This window comes from Nocardia sp. NPDC056541 (assembly GCF_042794235.1).
GTDB lineage: Bacteria > Actinomycetota > Actinomycetes > Mycobacteriales > Mycobacteriaceae > Nocardia.
On record NZ_JBHTUD010000029.1, the window covers coordinates 24,529 to 41,633 of the forward strand.

General features: G+C 68.3%; 15 protein-coding genes and 2 tRNA genes. 15 read left to right on the forward strand and 2 right to left on the reverse strand.

Annotated features, from left to right (window positions below; translation table 11 throughout):
• Window positions 1-2: 2 nt before the first annotated feature.
• The 11 genes from ACFQ9R_RS32300 (at window position 3) to ACFQ9R_RS32350 (ending at window position 9,667) form a co-directional block, all read left to right on the forward strand.
• Window positions 3-890 carry a DUF3105 domain-containing protein gene (locus tag ACFQ9R_RS32300; protein ID WP_378996189.1) on the forward strand — a complete coding sequence of 296 codons (888 nt, stop codon included), beginning with the start codon at window positions 3-5 and terminating at the stop codon, window positions 888-890.
• Window positions 890-1,612, forward strand: a complete 723-nt coding sequence (locus tag ACFQ9R_RS32305; protein WP_378996191.1) for a DUF305 domain-containing protein — start codon at window positions 890-892, stop codon at window positions 1,610-1,612. Before ACFQ9R_RS32300 ends, ACFQ9R_RS32305 begins: the two co-directional genes overlap by 1 nt.
• A gap of 113 nt (window positions 1,613-1,725) precedes the next feature.
• Window positions 1,726-1,798: transfer RNA gene (locus ACFQ9R_RS32310), tRNA-Arg, on the forward strand.
• A 263-nt stretch (window positions 1,799-2,061) separates the two neighbouring features.
• Window positions 2,062-2,688, forward strand: a complete 627-nt coding sequence (locus ACFQ9R_RS32315) for a hypothetical protein (protein WP_378996193.1) — start codon at window positions 2,062-2,064, stop codon at window positions 2,686-2,688.
• Window positions 2,689-2,745: 57 nt separating this feature from the next.
• Window positions 2,746-4,101, forward strand: a complete 1,356-nt coding sequence (locus ACFQ9R_RS32320; RefSeq protein WP_378996195.1) for a metallophosphoesterase — start codon at window positions 2,746-2,748, stop codon at window positions 4,099-4,101.
• Between the two features lie 93 nt (window positions 4,102-4,194).
• Window positions 4,195-5,217: an iron ABC transporter substrate-binding protein gene (locus ACFQ9R_RS32325; protein WP_378663182.1), complete on the forward strand. Its 1,023-nt coding sequence runs from the start codon at window positions 4,195-4,197 to the stop codon at window positions 5,215-5,217.
• 15 nt (window positions 5,218-5,232) lie between these two features.
• On the forward strand, window positions 5,233-6,771 hold the full coding sequence (locus tag ACFQ9R_RS32330) for an ABC transporter permease (protein WP_378996197.1): 1,539 nt from the start codon (window positions 5,233-5,235) through the stop codon (window positions 6,769-6,771).
• Window positions 6,768-7,826, forward strand: a complete 1,059-nt coding sequence (locus ACFQ9R_RS32335; RefSeq protein ID WP_378996199.1) for an ABC transporter ATP-binding protein — start codon at window positions 6,768-6,770, stop codon at window positions 7,824-7,826. Before ACFQ9R_RS32330 ends, ACFQ9R_RS32335 begins: the two co-directional genes overlap by 4 nt.
• 65 nt (window positions 7,827-7,891) lie before the next feature.
• Window positions 7,892-7,963, forward strand: a tRNA-Cys gene (locus ACFQ9R_RS32340).
• 38 nt (window positions 7,964-8,001) lie between these two features.
• A complete protein-coding gene (locus ACFQ9R_RS32345; RefSeq protein WP_378996202.1) occupies window positions 8,002-8,589 on the forward strand; it encodes a MarR family winged helix-turn-helix transcriptional regulator in 588 nt (195 codons plus the stop codon).
• Between the two features lie 25 nt (window positions 8,590-8,614).
• Window positions 8,615-9,667: a hypothetical protein gene (locus ACFQ9R_RS32350; protein WP_378996204.1), complete on the forward strand. Its 1,053-nt coding sequence runs from the start codon at window positions 8,615-8,617 to the stop codon at window positions 9,665-9,667.
• Here ACFQ9R_RS32350 and ACFQ9R_RS32355 read toward each other — a convergent pair.
• Window positions 9,664-10,458, reverse strand: a complete 795-nt coding sequence (locus ACFQ9R_RS32355) for an enoyl-CoA hydratase (RefSeq protein ID WP_378663168.1) — start codon at window positions 10,456-10,458, stop codon at window positions 9,664-9,666. The genes ACFQ9R_RS32350 and ACFQ9R_RS32355 overlap by 4 nt on opposite strands.
• Before the next feature lie 140 nt (window positions 10,459-10,598).
• On the opposite strand from ACFQ9R_RS32355, the gene ACFQ9R_RS32360 reads away from it, so the two are divergent.
• Complete coding sequence (locus ACFQ9R_RS32360; RefSeq protein WP_378996206.1) at window positions 10,599-11,150, forward strand: hypothetical protein; 552 nt, start codon at window positions 10,599-10,601, stop codon at window positions 11,148-11,150.
• A 32-nt stretch (window positions 11,151-11,182) separates the two neighbouring features.
• Here ACFQ9R_RS32360 and ACFQ9R_RS32365 read toward each other — a convergent pair whose 3' ends face one another.
• Window positions 11,183-12,142 carry a DUF2157 domain-containing protein gene (locus ACFQ9R_RS32365; protein WP_378996208.1) on the reverse strand — a complete coding sequence of 320 codons (960 nt, stop codon included), beginning with the start codon at window positions 12,140-12,142 and terminating at the stop codon, window positions 11,183-11,185.
• A 135-nt stretch (window positions 12,143-12,277) separates the two neighbouring features.
• Between ACFQ9R_RS32365 and icmF the strand changes: the two genes are divergently transcribed.
• The 3 genes from icmF to ACFQ9R_RS32380 all read left to right on the forward strand — a co-directional run bounded on the left by icmF (window position 12,278) and on the right by ACFQ9R_RS32380 (window position 17,097).
• Window positions 12,278-15,487 (forward strand): fused isobutyryl-CoA mutase/GTPase IcmF, encoded by a 3,210-nt coding sequence (icmF, locus tag ACFQ9R_RS32370; RefSeq protein ID WP_378996210.1) that lies wholly within the window; start codon window positions 12,278-12,280, stop codon window positions 15,485-15,487.
• Window positions 15,488-15,568: 81 nt separating this feature from the next.
• Window positions 15,569-16,636, forward strand: a complete 1,068-nt coding sequence (locus ACFQ9R_RS32375) for an amidohydrolase family protein (RefSeq protein WP_378996212.1) — start codon at window positions 15,569-15,571, stop codon at window positions 16,634-16,636.
• A gap of 53 nt (window positions 16,637-16,689) precedes the next feature.
• Window positions 16,690-17,097, forward strand: coding sequence for a DUF3224 domain-containing protein (locus ACFQ9R_RS32380; protein WP_378996216.1), 408 nt, complete (start codon window positions 16,690-16,692; stop codon window positions 17,095-17,097).
• Window positions 17,098-17,105: the final 8 nt, after the last annotated feature.

Consider the following 17,105-nt stretch of genomic DNA (forward strand, 5'->3'; position numbering starts at 1 on the left):
CGATGCCTAGCAGGACCAGCGCCACATCAGCCAAGGCCGTGCGGGCCGCGGGGAAGTCGTCTCCGTCCCGCAAGACCCGCAAGGGCAACCTTCCGGGCAAGAAGCGCGACACCCCATGGGTGCTGCTCGGCGCGGGCGTCGCCATCGTCGCGCTGATCGGGCTGCTGGCCTACAGCCTGGTGCCCAAGTACATGGACCAGGCCGCGATCCGCGAGGCCCAGACCGACCTCAAGGAATGGGTCCCCTCCAAGGAGAACCAGGACCCGTCGGCGAAGATCGACGGCGTCGTGAAGTCGGAGTACCCGGCCGGTCTGCACGTGACCGCCAGCCAGCGCGTGGCCTATGACAAGGCCCCCGCCTTCGGTGGCCCGCACGACGGCGCGTGGGCGAACTGCACGGGCACCGTGTACGCCAAGCCGATCCGCATGGAGAACGCGGTGCACTCGCTCGAGCACGGCGCGGTCTGGATCGCCTACAACCCCGACAAGGTCGACGCGGCCGGTGTCGAGAAGCTGTCGAACTTCGTCAAGGGCCGTCAGTACTCGCTGATGTCGCCGTACCCGGGTCTGGACTCGGCGGTCTCGCTGCAGTCGTGGGGCCACCAGCTCAAGCTGGACAACGCCGACGACGCGCGGATCAAGCAGTTCATCTCCGCCCTGCGTGAGAATCCCTACGCCTACCCCGAGGTCGGCGCGAGCTGCTCGAACCCGATCTTCGACGCGAACAACCCGCCGCCGTTCGACTCCTCGCCCTACGGTCCCGAAGCGGTCCCGATGGACGGCAAGGGCCTGACGCAGGACCAGACCGAACTCGGTGGCGGCGGCACGGGCTCGGGCATCCCCGGCCTGCCGAACATCCCGATGCCGGGCGGCCTGCCCGCGGGTCAGTAGTGAGCGCGCAGGAGAGCACGGTCGAACCCGACGACACCGCGCCCGAGTCGAGCGCGCGTCGCCCGGCCGGGGCGGTGCTCGTTCTCGGCGCGATCGGTCTGCTGCTGCTCGGCGCGGTGGCGGGTGTGTTGTTGCGGATGCCGCTGGAGAAGAACGCCGAACCGGAGCCGAGCGCGGTCGACATCGGTTTCAGTCAGGACATGTCGGCGCATCACGCGCAGGCCGTCGACATGGCCGGGGTGGCCCTGATCGCCTCCACCGACAACGATGTGCGTCGCCTCGCCTACGACATCCTGACCACCCAGCAGAACCAGATCGGCCGCATGCAGGCCTGGTTGCAGCTGTGGGGCGAGTCCAACCAGAACGTCGACGGCTACATGGGCTGGATGAGCGACAACCACGGCAGCACCGGCCACCACGGTGGTTCCACCGCCGAGCCGGCGATGTCGGGCCCGATGCAGTCCATGCCCGGCATGGCGAGCCAGGAGGAGATGACCGCGCTGCGCCGATCCACCGGCCCCGCACTGGACACGATGTTCCTGCAACTGATGCTGCGCCATCACCAGGGCGGCGTCCCGATGCTCGACTACGCCGCCGAGCACGCCGACACCACCGCGGTCCGCACCCTGGCCGCCACGATGTCGAAAACCCAAGAGGGCGAATCGCAGCTGATGACCACCATGCTCGCCGCCCGCAACGCCACCCCCCTCCCCCTCGGCTGACAACCGCGGCCGGACCGGCCCCAACCCCCGGTCCGGCACAGTTTTTGGCGCACCGCACTCGATGCGATACGCTGTCGCTGCCCGATCGCCTCACCGCGACCGGCATCTATCCCGCCCTCGTAGCTCAGGGGATAGAGCGTCTGCCTCCGGAGCAGAAGGCCGCAGGTTCGATTCCTGCCGAGGGCACCGAAGAAGGCCCCGACCACTTGGTCGGGGCCTTTCTCGTTGCCGAGCCAGGACAAGGTTTCGATCGGCCACCGAGCCAGGCAAGTCCCCACTCGACGCCGTCATGGCTTCATCTTGCCTTCACGGAGGCATCCAGACCCGGGTGAGGTCGAGTGGAGCGCGGAGGTTATGGTTCGCCTCGTTTGTTCGATATTCAGGTTTGATCTCGCACGGTTCCATAGGTTTTGGGGGTCGACGCCCCCGATGACATCAGGAGCGTTGCCATGACGAATCCGCCCGAGGGACAACAGCCTCCCTTCGGTCAGCAGCCGCCCGGCGATCCGGGGATGCCGTCCGGGCCGCCGGGGTATCCGCATGCGGGGTTCGGGGCCGGGGGGCCGCCGGGGCCCGAGTATCCGGGTGGGCCCGATGTGTTCGTGCCGCCGCCCGCACCGAAGAAGAAGCGGACCGGGTTGTTCGTGGCGTTGGGGATCGTCGCGTTGGTGGTCGTCGGTGTGCTGGTGACGGGGGTCGTGCTCACGTTGCAGGGGCGTACGCCGTTGTCGTCGGACGAGAAGCAGATCGACGTCGCGGTGCGCGACTTCTACGACACGCTCGATGCCGACGGTTTCATCGCCGCCGCGCAGCTGGCCTGCCAGGCGGATCGCACGGAGATCGACAATCTCACCCCCGAGCAGCGGGCGCAGTTCGAGCGGGCGACGGTGCAGGTGACGATCGACGAGGTCAAGGACATCGTCATCACCGGCGACGACGCGAAAGCGACGGTCACCGGTCAGCTGACGCTGTCGGTGGAGGGCGAGGAGCCCGATACCGAGTCGAGTACCGAGGAGCACCTCACCAAGGAAGACGGCACCTGGAAGATCTGCTCGGCACCGGCCAACAAACACTGACCGAACACCCGGTGACGCTTCCCGGTATCGCCTGGAACCGCCGTTACGCTCGACAGCATGGGCTGCTGCGGAGCGTCGCGCCGAACCGTACTGGCCGCCGCGGCGGGCGCGGCGCTCGCCGCGGCGATACCGGGTTCCGTTGCGGCGCAATTCGATCCGCTGATCGCGCTCGATCTGGAAATCGTCACCGTGACCGATCGTGGCGCGGTGCTGACCTGGACCACGTTCGGTCTCGATCCGGCAGGCCGGCCCTTTCCGGTCCCCGCCGATACCGAAGTGCGCCTGGCCCCGGTGGATTCGCCCCGCGAGCCGTTCACCGTCTACCACGACGACTCCAGAACCCCGTTCCACTACGCCGAGATCGACGACCTCGAGCCCGGCCGCCCGTACCGATTCCAGGCCCTGTCCAACGGAATTCGCGCGCTCCCTGCCCCGGCGCTCACCACGGCGGCATCCGGCGCTCCCGAAGCCCGTGGCGAATTCACCACGCTCACAACACCTCCCGGACGTCTGCTACACACCATCGCCCTGGCCAACGACGTGCACTACGGCGAGACGGTGAGCGGCATCGTGATCGCGGGTTTCCCACCCGGATACCAGAGCGACCCGCCCTATCCGCGGTTCATGCTCGACGGCCTCCTCGCTGATATCAGCGCCCGCGACGCCTCGCTCCTGCTGCTGGCAGGCGACCTCACGAACGAGGCCACCGCCGACGAATCACGTGCTGTCCGACAACGTCTGGACGCATGGGGAACTCTCGGCACCGACTACCTGGTCGCCCGCGGCAACCACGACCGCCCGCACGACTATCCGGACTGCGCCGACTGCTGGGGCGATCAGTTCCTGCCCCGTCAGCAATTGACCGAACACCACCTCGGTGACCTGCGCATCCTCGGCCTCGACACCAGCGCCCCGGATGCCGCGGGCGGCACCATGGACCGCCCGCAACTCGACGCCCTCACCGAAACGCTGCGCGCCGACCCGGACCGGCCGACCATCGTGTTCGGACACCACCCCGTCACCGCCGAGGCGGGCTTCACCAATATCGGCGGCCCCGGCTTCATCCTCGACCGCGCGACCGCCCTCGAACTACAGAGCCTCTACCAGCAGGCGCCGGGCGTCTTCCTGCACCACAGCGGTCACACCCACCGAACCAGACGCACCCGGCCCGACCTGCCCTGCGCGGTGGAATTCCTGGAAGTCGGTGCGGTGAAGGAGTATCCGGGCGGTTACTGCCTGCTCCACGTCTACGAGGGCGGCTACCGGGTGAACTTCCACAAGACCCGATCCGAGGACGCCCGCCGCTGGAGCAGCCTGACTCGCGGCCAGTATTTCGGCACCGCACCGGACTATCTCCTCGGCACGATCGAGGACCGCAATCACGCCGTCACCCGCGATCTGTCCGGACTCTGATTCGCCGGTCGTCCGCATCTGTGCACGTCACGCGGGGTATCTTCCTTAGGCAAGCCTCATCATAGGATGGGGACCCTTGGTGGAAGGACGCGAATGACCTCGCGCAGTTGGAAACCTCTGGCCGGACTGATGGCGGTCGCCGTGGCGACCCTCGGCCTCAGCGCCTGCTCCTCGTCCTCGGGCAGCGCCGACGAGATCACCGTCTACAACGCCCAGCACGAGTCGCTCACCAAGGAGTGGGTCGCGGCGTTCACCGAGGAGACCGGCATCAAGGTCACCCTGCGCCAGGGTGGTGACACCGCGCTGGGCAATCAGCTCGTCGCCGAGGGCGCCAACTCCCCCGCCGACGCCTTCCTCACCGAGAACTCCCCGGCCATGGCACTGGTGGAGAACGCGGGCCTGTTCGCCGATGTCGACAAGGCCACCCTCGACCAGGTGCCGGAACGGTACCGTCCGTCGACCGGTAAGTGGACCGGAGTCGCCGCTCGCGCAACGGTTTTCGTCTACAACAAGGACAAGCTCAACACCGCGGGGCTGCCCGCCTCGCTGCTGGATCTCGCGCAGCCGCAGTGGCAGGGCCGCTGGGCGGCGGGCACGTCCGGCGCCGACTTCCAGGCGATCGTGGCCGGTTTGCTCGCCCTGAAGGGCGAGGACGTCACTCGCGCCTGGCTGCGCGGCATGAAGGCCAACGCGACCAGTCTGCAGAACAATGTCGCGACCATGAAGGCGGTCAACGCGGGCAATCCCGACGGCGGCGTGATCTACCACTACTACTGGTACCGCGACCAGGCCAAGACCAAGGAGGGCAGCGCGAACACGGCGCTGCACTACTTCAAGAACCAGGACCCCGGCGCCTTCGTCAGCGTGTCGGGTGGCGGGGTGCTGAAGTCGAGCAAGAAGCAGGAGTCCGCGCAGAAGTTCCTCGCCTTCATCACCGCGAAGAAGGGCCAGGAGGTGCTGCGCGACGGCGATTCGATGGAGTACCCGGTGGCGAGCGATGTCGCCGCGAACCCCGCGCTGCCGCCGCTGGCCGACCTGCAGGCACCCGCGATCGACCCGAGCAAGCTCGACGCGAAGAAGGTCACCCAGCTGATGACCGAGGCCGGGCTGCTCTAGGTGCGCACTACCCTCGTGAGGTCGACACCCCGGGTCGGTCGGCCCGGGGTGTTCAGCACGCTCGTCGCACTGGTGCTCACAGCGGCGACGTTCGTGCCGCTGGGCTATATCGTCTCGGTGCTGTTCGACACCGGGCTGAGTGAGGCCGGCGCGCTGGTGTTCCGGCCGCGGGTGGGCGAGCTGCTGACGAACACCGCGCTGCTGGTGGTGTGCACGGTGCCGGTCTGTGTGGTGCTCGGCATCGGGTCGGCCTGGCTGGTCGAGCGCACCGATGTGCCGGGACGGGCGTGGTGGGGGCCGGTGCTGGTCGCCCCGCTCGCGGTGCCCGCGTTCGTCAACAGTTATGGGTGGGTGAGCGTTTTCCCGTCGATGCACGGCCTGTCGGCCGCGGTGATCGTGGCGACGATGTCGTATTTTCCGCTGGTGTACCTGCCGGTCGCGGCCACGCTGCGCCGACTCGACCCGGCGATCGAGGAGTCGGCGCGTGCGCTGGGCTCGGGGCCGCTAGCGGTGTTCTGGCGGATCACGCTGCCGCAGTTGCGATTAGCGATTCTCGGTGGCGGCCTGCTGATCGGGCTGCATCTGCTCGCCGAATACGGCGCGTTCGTGATGTTGCGCTTCGACACGTTCACCACGGCGATCTTCGAGCAGTACCAGAGCAGTTTCGCCGGTCCGGCGGGCAGCATGCTCGCGGGGGTGCTGGTGCTGTGCTGCCTGGCGCTGCTCGGTGGCGAGTCGCTGCTGCGCGGCGACGCGCGCTACGCCCGGCTGGGTGGTGGTGCGGCGCGGGCGGCGCGGCCGATCGCGCTGGGTGGGCTGCGGGTGCCGCTGTTCGGGGTACTCGTAGCGGTGGTCGCCGGGTCGCTCGGCGTGCCGCTGTGGACGATCGGGCGCTGGCTGTGGCTGGGTGGTGCAGCGGTGTGGGACTCCGCGGAAATCGGTGCGGCACTGGGCCAGACGATCAGCCTGGCGGCCGCGGCCGCGCTGGTCACCACGCTGTGCGCGTTCCCCGTCGCCTGGATCGCGGTGCGTTCCACGAGCGCGTTCGCCCGGCTGATCGAGGGCGCCAACTACATCACCAGTTCGCTGCCCGGCATCGTGATCGCGCTCGCCCTGGTGACCGTCACCATTCGCTGGACACCGCCGCTGTACCAAACGGTGTCGCTGGTGGTGATCGCCTACGCGCTGATGTTCCTGCCCCGCGCGTTGGTGAGCGTGCGAGCCGGGCTGGCCCAGGTCCCGGTCGGCGTCGAAGAGGTGTCGCGGTCGCTGGGCGAATCGGCCTCGACCACCTTCTTCCGGGTCACCCTGCGCATGACTGCGCCCGCCGCCGCGTCGGCCGCCGCGCTCGTCTTCGTCGCGGTATCAACAGAACTCACCGCGACGCTGCTGCTGGCGCCCACCGGTACGCGCACTCTGGCCATGCAGTTCTGGGCGAAGTCGGGCGAACTCGACTACGCGGCCGCGGCACCGTACGCGTTGATCATGATCATCGCCGCCGTCCCGGTGACATATCTACTGTTCACCCAGTCACGAAAGGCGGCCGGGATATGAGTCGGCTTGTTGTCGAAGGGGTTTCGAAGAGTTTCGGTGGCACCACGGTGCTCGATCACATCGACCTCGACGTACCGAACGGCACGGCCACGGCGGTGGTCGGCGCGTCGGGCTGCGGCAAGACCACCCTGCTGCGGGTGATCGCCGGATTCGAGGGCCCGGATACAGGTTCGGTGCGACTCGGCTCGGAAACTGTTGTGCACCAAGATATTTGCGTACCACCACAGCGCAGGAGAATCGGTTACGTCGCCCAGGACGGCGCCCTGTTCCCGCACCTGAGCGTCGCCGACAATATCGCCTACGGCCTGCACACCGGGCTGCGCGGCGCCGTCGACCGCCTGCGCCCACACCGCGACCGCCCCCGTGTCATCGAACTCCTGGCCATGGTCTCCCTCGACCCTGACTACGCCGACCGCAAACCCCATCAACTCTCCGGCGGCCAGCAACAGCGTGTCGCCCTGGCCCGCGCCCTGGCCCGCAAGCCGGATCTCATGCTGCTCGACGAGCCGTTCAGCGCCCTCGACACGGGCCTGCGCGCCACCACCCGTCAGGCTGTGGCCGACACGCTGCGCGCCGCGGGCATGACCAGCATCCTGGTCACCCACGATCAAGAGGAAGCGCTCAGCTTCGCCGAACAGGTCGCCGTCATGCGCGCGGGGCGGTTCACCCAGGTCGGGCCGCCGCCGCAGGTCTACCACCGGCCCGCCGACCTGTTCACCGCCCGCTTCCTCGGGGACTGTGTGCTCCTCGACGCCCTCTGCGAAGCCGACACCGCCAAGTCGGTCCTGGGGCCCGTCCCGGTGCAGCCGGGCGCCCCCACCGGCGAAGTGACCCTGATGATCCGCCCCGAACAGCTCGCCGCCCAGGTGATCGGCGACGACGAACCGCACTCCGGCCACGTCACCGCCGTCGACTTCCGCGGCCCCGATGTGATCGTCACCATCGACCTCGCCGAGGGCGCGGGCACCGTCCGTGTCCGCCGCACCGGCATCGACGCCCCCACCACCGGCAACCGCGTCCGCCTCACCGTCCACGGCCCCGCCGTGGCCTACTGACGTTGCGATCACGCTGATCCCAACCCTCGCCGCGAGCGCCGGAGCACGGCACTATCAATGGCGAGGCGGGCGTGGCTGAGTGGTTTAGGCAACGGTCTGCAAAGCCGTTAACGCGGGTTCAATTCCCGCCGCTCGCTCTGTGGGAAAGCGGCTGGGTCGTGGAATGATCGTTTTCATGTCACGGCCCAGACCGCTTTCCGAGGACCCGATCGCCGAGGCTTACCGGCAGTGGGTCGCCCACGGCTGGGAGTCGGTCGCCGACGGGATGGCCCTGGTGACCTCGCTGGTTCGGGCGCAGCAGATTGTGATGGCGCGCGTCGACGAGGCGCTCAAACCGTCCGGGCTGACGTTCTCCCGCTACGAACTCCTGCAGCTGCTCAGTTTCAGCCGCACCGGCGCGCTGCCGATGGCCAAGGCGAGTGCGCGCCTGCAGGTGCATCCGACGAGCGTGACCAATACCGTCGATCGGCTCGAAGCCGCCGGGCTGGTGGTCCGCGTCCCGCACCCCAGCGACCGACGGGCAACTCTCATCGAAATCACCAGCGCGGGAAGGAAATCCGTGGCCGAAGCCACGGCGGCACTGAACGCCGAGGTGTTCGCCGAACCCGGCCTGCCCGCCGACCAGGGCCGCGACCTGTTACGACTGCTGGCACAATTCCGTCTCGACGCGGGCGATTTCGAGGTCGACGACCCGGAAAACCTCGCATTCCACGCGACCTGGCAATCGACCGGAGAATCTTCGGCCGATTCCCTTGGCAGCTAGCCCGAAAAGGTTCACGATGTAGCGCATGGTGCTGATCCTCGGGGTGTCGGCGGGCGCGGGTGGAGCCCGTGCGCTGCTGACCCATTCCGATCAGCCCCACATGCCGCCCATCGACCGGATCCAGGTACCGCGCAGGCCGGGCGGATCGGTGGAGGAATCGGTACTCACCGCGATCCATCGCATGCGCGCCGCGGCCGCCGACCGTGACGAGTACATTTCGGGCACCGCGGTCACCTGCCGCAGCGAGTTACAGGCCGATGCGATCAGAGCGGCAGCGGGCCAGGCCGACTTCGCGATCGTCGACGAGCCACTGGCCCAGTTGCGCTATCTGCGTTTCAGCGGCCTGCTGCCCGCCATCGACTCGGTGATGCTCTACGACCTGGGCAGTTCCGGTTTGACCATCACCCACGCCGACTGCCGTACCGAAACCATCCTCGCGGGCAAACGCAGCACCGTCATCAGCGGCAACGGCTACGACGCGCTGCTGCGCTGGCAACTCGCGCGCAGTGGCGTCTCGGCCGACGCGCACGCCAGCCGCGAACATCGGGAATCGTTGAGCCGCACCAGAGTTGTCACCGCCGCCGATGCCGACACCGGCGGCCGCGCCGTGCTCACCCGCAGCGATCTGGCCGCCCTCTGCGAAGCGGGACTGCATCATTCGGCGTCGTTCGTGCGCCTGCTGATCCAGGAGACAGGGGTTCAGCCGGGAGCGCTGGCACTGCTGGGCGGCTGCGCGCGCAACCCGAGCCTGCGTGCGGATCTGGCCCAGCTGATCGGCCTGCCGATCGTGTACGACCCTGAGCCGGAATATGTTTCGGCGCGCGGCGCGGTGCTGCTGTGCGCCCGCCGTCCCTCGGCACGGTTACGGATGCCGCGTCGAGGTGCGGGGGTCATCGGAGTGCCGCCGCGCCAGGGTCGCCGAAAACTTCTCGCCGCGGTCGCGGTGACGGCCACCCTCGGTGGCACGGTCGCCGGCCTGCTCAGCAACGACAACCCCTCGGCGCGGTCCCCTGAACAGGGCACCGCGCCGAGCACCGCGCACTTCATCGACGGTGCGCCGCACTGGAAACCGAACTAGCGGTTGGTGAAGTTCGGCGGCCGCTTCTCGACGAAGGCGGCCATGCCTTCCTTCTGATCCTCGGTCGCGAACAGCGAATGGAACACCCGGCGTTCGAACAGCAGCCCCTCGGCGAGCGTGCTCTCGAACGAGCGGTTCACCGCCTCCTTCGCGATCATCGCGACCGGCAGCGACATCGACGCGATGGTCTGCGCGGCCTCCAGCGCGGTGTCGAGCAGTTCGTCGGCGGGCACGACCCGCGAGACGAGCCCGGAGCGCTCGGCTTCCTCGGCACCGATCATCCGGCCGGTCAGGATCAGATCCATCGCTTTGGCCTTGCCGATCGCGCGGGTGAGACGCTGCGAGCCGCCGATGCCGGGGATGACGCCGAGGGTGATCTCGGGCTGGCCGAACTTGGCGTTGTCGGCGGCGATCAGGATGTCGCACAGCATCGCCAGCTCACAGCCACCACCGAGCGCGTACCCGGAGACGGCGGCGATGGTGGGCTTGCGGAAGTTGGCCAGGCGGTCCCAGCGGGCGAAGTAGTCGGCCAGGAACATGTCCATGTACGACTTGGGCGCCATCTCCTTGATGTCGGCGCCCGCCGCGAAGGCCTTCGCCGAGCCGGTGATCACGACGGCGCCGATGGAATCATCGCGGTCGAGCTCGTCGAGCGCGGCGATGACGTCGTCGAGGACCTGGGCATTGAGAGCATTGAGTGCCTTGGGCCGGTTCAGGGTGATCCAGCCGACCCCGCCCTTACCGTCGGTGCCGCCCTTGCGCTCCAGCAGAATCGTCTCGAATTCGGTCACAGCCACCCTCTTGTCAATCAACGGTCACGGATGGTGCAGACCATACCGAGCCGCGCCGCTCTCCGGTGACCTGGATCTGAACTGTGCCACGCCGTCTGTGACGCATTCCACCGCGCCCGATTTGCGGCACAATCGTCGCCATGGGCAGCGACCACTTCGTGCGGATCACCCGCCTGCGCGCACTGATCGACCACGAGAACACCGGCGCGGGCGAGCGCGCCACCGCCGAGCGGATGCTGGACCGATTGCTCCGAAAATCCGCGGACCACACTGCTTCGGGCGCCGCGCCGGACCGCGTCTACGGTTCGCGGCACCACCGTGCGGGCAGGCACGCGAGCACCGCCTCGATCGTGGAATCGGTCCGCGAGGACATCGCCTTCGCCCGCACTTTCGTCGCCGCGGGCGCGCCCGGCGAGGTCACCGTCCACAGCCCCCTCGCCGCGGCTCCCGCCCAGCTCACCGTGGCCGTGACGACCCCGTTCGCCGACCAGATCGTCGTCACCATCACCGACATACCCCCCGCGTGGGGGTGGGAACCCGACGAATTCGACCGCATCACCGCCACCGCGGACCTGCGCCGGCTCGCCGATGAACTCGCCGAGATCATCGACAGCTACAACCACGACGGCGCCGATGTGGGTCCCCGCTTCTTCCGGACGATCCGCGCCCAGGAAACCACCCTGATCCGCTGACCTGAACCGATCCTGCCGAGGCCCACAGCAGGTCATCCCTGCTTGCCGACCACGACCACCACCCCCGCGGTGAGTACCAGCGCGCCGATCCCCAACACCACGCTCGCGACGACCGGCCCTCCCGCGGTGTAGTCGGCCACCGCCTGCACGACCGCGACCGCGATCCCCGCCGCCCCACCGAGCACCAGCACGGCGTCGCGACGCAGCACGTACAGCACGAAGCAGAGCACCCCGATCAGCGCGGTCAGGCAGGGTCGCCACAGCGATTCGCCGAACGTCACCGATTGCGCGCCGATCACCGCGATCATCCCGCCGAGGAGATAGCCGGCCCATTCGGCCACCAGCAGGCGAGCCGACGCGAGTCCGAACCACAGCGCACCGAACGCCATCAGCGCGATCCCCTGCCACGGCGACCGGACCTCGAACAGCTCCGAGGTGACATTGAGAATGCTCGCGACACCGAAGCAGGCCACGGCGACCATTCCGAGCACGCTCGGCACCAGCAGATATCCGAGAACGGCGACGAACAGACCCGCGATCGAGGCCGCGATGGCCGTCGCGTCGCCATGATGCCCGTCGAACGCCGTCGCCACCGCACCGGTCACCGCCACCGCCGCCAGCACGAGCAGCACCGCCGCCAGCCGCACCCGCCCCGCCGACGCGATCGGCACCCGGCGGAACACGCCCACGCATCCTTCGGCCAGTACCACCGCTCCCCACATCGCGCACCCGGCCACCACCACCAGCAACACCACCCGGCCCGATTGCGCCACCTGCGCCCACGCCTTGTCGATGAACAGTCCCAAACCCGCGGCCACCAGCGCGGCCCCCAGGTACGCCACGATCTCGGCGGCCACCCGTCCCCCGCTCGCGCGCCCGGCCCGCTCCTGCTCGTCGACCGCCCGCAGCACCGCTCCCCGCTGCTCGCCGCTGATCACCCCGGACGCCACCAGTCGCTCCAACGCCACATCCACCCGGTGCTCGCGAACCATCCGTCGAGTATGTCGACCTGCGGTGATGATTCCGCCGCAAGCTGGGCGGGGCGTTTCGCGGCCAAGTGACGCGGTTCACAGTAGAATTACTTTGATGTCCTAGTATCGGGCGCTCTATCAATGGCGGAGGCAGTCATGAGCCTGCATGTTCCGGTGAATCCCGTGCGATTCGTGACCTCGGCGGCACTGTTCGACGGGCACGACGCGGCGATCAACATCATGCGGCGGATTCTGCAGGCCCAGGGCGCGGAGGTGATCCATCTCGGGCACAACCGGTCGGTGCGCGAGATCGTCGACGCGGTGATCGAGGAAGACGTGCAGGGCGTCGCGGTGAGCTCGTATCAGGGTGGGCACATCGAGTTCTTCGAATACCTGGCGCGGGCACTGCGCGAGGCGGGCGCCGGTGAGGTGCGGATCTTCGGCGGTGGCGGCGGGGTGATCGTCGCCGAGGAGATCGAGCGGCTCGCGGCGAGCGGCGTGCGGATCTTCTCCCCCGAGGACGGCCAGCGCCTCGGCCTGCCCGGCATGATCAACGAACTGATCCAGCTCTGCGATGTCGACCCCGCGCGCACCGCCCCCGATCTCGACGCGCTCTATACCGGGGATCGAAACGCCTTGGCGCGCACCATTACCTGCCTGCAGCAGGGCTCGCTGCCCGAATCCGATCGAGCGGCGATCCTCGCGGCCGCGACCACACGGCGTGTTCCCGTTCTCGGCATCACCGGCACCGGCGGGTCCGGAAAGTCCTCCCTCACCGATGAATTGGTGCGCAGGCTCCGCACCGACCAGCAGGACAAGCTGCGCATCGCCGTGCTCGCGGTGGACCCGACCCGCAGGCGAGCCGGCGGCGCCCTGCTCGGTGACCGGATCCGGATGAACGCCCTCGACGGTGATCACGTGTATTTCCGGTCACTGGCCACCCGCGGCAATCACGAACTGCCCGACGATATCGACGCCATGATCGCCGCCTGCCGGGCCGCCGGTCACGACCTGGTCATCCTCGAGACCCCCGGCATCGGCCAGGGCGACGCGGGCATCGTCGACCACGTGGATGTGGCGCTGTATGTGATGACGCCGGAGTTCGGCGCCGCGTCCCAGCTCGAGAAGATCGACATGCTCGACTACGCCGATGTCGTCGCGATCAACAAGTACGAGCGCCGTGGCGCGGCCGACGCGGTGCGTGATGTGGCGCGCCAATTGATCCGCAACCGTGCGGAATTCGGCGCGAGCCCCGCTGACATGCCGGTCTTCGGCACCAGTGCAGCGACGTTCGACGACGACGGCGTCACCGCCCTGTACCAGCACCTCACCGGCCTGCTCACCGAACACGGCCTGACGCTCGAGCCCGGCGCCCTGCCCCGCGTCGACACCTCGGTCTCCACCCGCTTCGCCCAGCTCGTGCCCCCGTCACGGGTCCGGTATCTGGCCGACATCGCCGACACGGTCCGCGGCTACCACGCCGACACCCGGCGCGAAGCCACTGCCGCCCAACGGATTCAACGGCTGGCACTGGTACACGCGGAGCTCCCCGACGACGCGGCGGTCGCCGACCTGCTCACGCAGGCCCGTCCCGCCCTCTCCGCGGCCTCGACCGCGGCACTGGCCGACTGGCCGACGGTCGCCGAGAGCTATCGCGGCGACGAACAGGTGGTGCGCATCCGCGACCGCGAACTGCGCACGCCGCTGCGCCGCGAATCCCTGTCCGGGACCAGCATTCCCCGGGTGGCCCTGCCCCGCTGCACCGACGACGGCGACCTCCTGCGTTTTCTGCGCGCCGAGAACCTGCCCGGCCGATTTCCGTTCACCGCAGGCGTTTTCCCTTTCAAACGCGAGAACGAGGACCCCGCCAGGATGTTCGCGGGCGAGGGTGATCCGGCCCGCACCAACCGCCGCTTCAAGGTCCTCAGCGCCCACGCCGAAGCCACCCGCCTGTCCACCGCGTTCGACTCCGTCACCCTCTACGGCCACGACCCGGCCGAACGCCCCGACATCTACGGCAAGGTCGGCACCTCCGGTGTCTCGGTGGCCACCGTCGAGGACATGCGCACCCTGTTCGACGGTTTCGACCTCGGCGCCCCGACCACCTCGGTCTCGATGACCATCAACGGCCCCGCCCCGACCATCCTCGCCTTCTTCCTCAACACCGCGATCGATCAAGCGCTGCAGCGCTTCTCCGATGCCGAAGGGCGCGAGCCGACACCGGCGGAAGCCGCCGATATCCGGGCACGCACGCTGTCGACCGTGCGCGGCACGGTGCAGGCCGACATCCTCAAGGAGGACCAGGGCCAGAACACCTGCCTGTTCTCCACCGAATTCAGCCTGCGCATGATGGCCGACGTCCAGGAATGGTTCGTGCGCAACAACGTCCGGAACTTCTATTCGGTCTCGATTTCGGGGTATCACATCGCCGAGGCAGGCGCGAATCCCATCAGCCAGCTCGCTTTCACCCTCGCCAACGGATTCACCTATGTGGAGACCTACCTGGCGCGCGGGTTGGCGATCGACGACTTCGCCCCGAATCTGTCGTTCTTCTTCTCCAATGGCATGGACCCCGAATACACGGTGATCGGCCGGGTGGCCCGCCGGATCTGGGCGATCGCGATGCGCGACCGGTACGGTGCGGGCGAACGCGCCCAGAAACTCAAGTACCACGTGCAGACCTCCGGGCGTTCGCTACACGCGCAGGAAATGCAGTTCAACGACATTCGCACCACTCTGCAGGCGCTGATCGCCGTCTACGACAATTGCAACAGCCTGCACACCAACGCCTTCGACGAGGCGGTGACCACCCCGACCGAGGATTCGGTGCGCCGCGCGCTGGCGATTCAGCTCATCATCGCCAAAGAATGGGGGCTGGCCGTCAACGAGAATCCGCTCCAGGGCAGTTTCGTCGTCGACGAACTCACCGATCTCGTCGAAGAGGCCGTGCTGGTCGAATTCGAGCGGATCAGCGAACGCGGCGGAGTGCTCGGCGCGATGGAGACCGGCTATCAGCGCGGCCGCATCCAGGACGAGTCCATGCGCTACGAGCAGCGCAAACACGACGGATCGCTGCCGATCGTGGGGGTGAACACCTTCCGCGGCCGCGACGACGACACCGAACACGCCCCGCTGGAACTGGCTCGCGGCACCGAAACCGAACGCCGCTCCCAACTGGACCGGCTGCACGGTTTCCAGGCTGATCACGCCGAAGAATCCCATCGCGCGCTGGCCCGGCTGACCGAGGTGGCGCACACCGACGGAAATATTTTCGATGTGCTCATGGACGCGGCGCGGGTGTGCACATTGCAGCAGGTCACCGATGCCTTCTTCGCGGTGGGCGGACAGTATCGGCGCACTGTGTGAGCCGCGTAATCCGTCGCGACACGCCGTTGGCGTGTGACAATCGCCGTGAGCTCTGCCAGCGGCGGCGATGGGACGCACAGCATGGATCTGACCGACTTCGACATCATCGATGCCCATATTCACCAGTGGGATCCGCATGCCACCCCACGCGAGTTCAGCAAGCTCGCGAAATTGATGCGATATCTGCCTCTGCCGGTCGGTACCGCGGCAAAGCTGGCCCCGCTGCGAGACCGCCAATTCGTCGGCGAGCCCAGCGCCTACCTCCAGCCTTATCTGCCCGCCGACTACCGCGCGGACCGGGGAAATACGCCGGTCGAATCCGTGGTGGAAATCGAGGTGCAGTGGACGGGCTGGAAGCCCGACGAGACGCGCTGGGTGGCGAGCCTGCCGTTCGGTGTCGACACGCCCGCCTTGGCCACGATCATCGGCTCGGCCGACCCCGCCGGCGCGGACTTCGGCGCAGTGCTCGATGCGCATCAGTCCGCGTCGCCGCTGTTCCGTGGCATCCGGTCGATGGTCGCCTACCACCCCGACCCCGGCGTGAAGTCCTTCGCCGCCCACGACGGCGCACTCACCGCCCCGGCGTTCCTGAACGGCTTCGGGCAGCTCGCCGAGCGGGGGCTCTCGTTCGACGCGTGGGTGTATTCGGGGCAGCTACCCGAGGTGACGGCGCTGGCCGAACGGTTCCCCGAGGTACCGATCGTGCTCGATCACCTGGGGACGCCCGCGGGCATCTTCGGGCCGGTCGGCAAGGACACCGGGCACACCGGCGGACAGCGGGAGCTCCTGTTCGATCGGTGGCGCGAGGACCTCACCGATCTGGCCGCGCAGCCCAACGTGGTGGCCAAGGTGAGCGGGCTGATGATGCCGGTGCTCGGGCACCCGGTGCCACGACGCGGTACTGCGACACCTGTCCCCACTCTGCTGAGACGGGTGGGGCCGCTGCTGGCGCACGCGCTGGCGGTGTTCGGCGCCGACCGGCTGATCTGGGGGTCGAACTTTCCGGTCGACAAGCCGATCACCAGCCTCGGCGGCGCGGCCGAGACCGTGGCCACCGCGCTGAGCGACGCGGGCGCGAGCACCGACGACCTGCGGAAGGTGTTCGGCGCCAATGCCGTCCGGTTCTACCGGATCGAGCCGACCGCGTGAATCGCCGCGTCCGCGAGCCGGTTTCTGTCGGTGGACGGGTTTAGCATCGGCGCATGAAAGCCATCGGCACCTTCGAGGTCACCGCGTTCGATCCCACCGAACTGACGCCGCAGCCCCCCATCGTCACCGGGATGCCGGTCGGCATCTCGACCATGACGAAGGCCTACGCGGGCGAGATCGAAGGGCTCTCGGCCACGCTGTTCACCGCCGCCTTCGACATGAGCACCGGCGCGGGCACCTATCTCGCGATGGAGTCCTTCGAGGGTGCGCTGCACGGCAAAGCCGGTGCCTTCAACTTCGTCCACTCCGCCACCACCGGCGGTACCGACCGCACCGACGAGTTCTTCCACATCGTCCCCCGCAGCGGCACCGGGGAATTGACCGGCATCACCGGTACCGGCGCGCTGTACGTGGATGCCGAAGGCGGGCACCACATCTGGTTCGAGTACGAGCTGGGCTGATGCCAGGT

Bases quoted from the DNA above. Each gene is read 5' to 3' on its own strand.
- ACFQ9R_RS32300 (WP_378996189.1), top strand. From the start codon at position 3: ATGCCTAGCAGGACCAGCGCCACATCAGCCAAGGCCGTGCGGGCCGCG.
- ACFQ9R_RS32325 (WP_378663182.1), top strand. From the start codon at position 4,195: ATGACCTCGCGCAGTTGGAAACCTCTGGCCGGACTGATGGCGGTCGCC.
- ACFQ9R_RS32345 (WP_378996202.1), top strand. From the start codon at position 8,002: ATGTCACGGCCCAGACCGCTTTCCGAGGACCCGATCGCCGAGGCTTAC.
- ACFQ9R_RS32380 (WP_378996216.1), top strand. From the start codon at position 16,690: ATGAAAGCCATCGGCACCTTCGAGGTCACCGCGTTCGATCCCACCGAA.
- ACFQ9R_RS32335 (WP_378996199.1), top strand. From the start codon at position 6,768: ATGAGTCGGCTTGTTGTCGAAGGGGTTTCGAAGAGTTTCGGTGGCACC.
- ACFQ9R_RS32315 (WP_378996193.1), top strand. From the start codon at position 2,062: ATGACGAATCCGCCCGAGGGACAACAGCCTCCCTTCGGTCAGCAGCCG.
- ACFQ9R_RS32360 (WP_378996206.1), top strand. From the start codon at position 10,599: ATGGGCAGCGACCACTTCGTGCGGATCACCCGCCTGCGCGCACTGATC.
- ACFQ9R_RS32320 (WP_378996195.1), top strand. From the start codon at position 2,746: ATGGGCTGCTGCGGAGCGTCGCGCCGAACCGTACTGGCCGCCGCGGCG.
- ACFQ9R_RS32375 (WP_378996212.1), top strand. From the start codon at position 15,569: ATGGATCTGACCGACTTCGACATCATCGATGCCCATATTCACCAGTGG.
- ACFQ9R_RS32350 (WP_378996204.1), top strand. From the start codon at position 8,615: ATGGTGCTGATCCTCGGGGTGTCGGCGGGCGCGGGTGGAGCCCGTGCG.
- icmF (WP_378996210.1), top strand. From the start codon at position 12,278: ATGAGCCTGCATGTTCCGGTGAATCCCGTGCGATTCGTGACCTCGGCG.
- ACFQ9R_RS32365 (WP_378996208.1), bottom strand. From the start codon at position 12,142: ATGGTTCGCGAGCACCGGGTGGATGTGGCGTTGGAGCGACTGGTGGCG.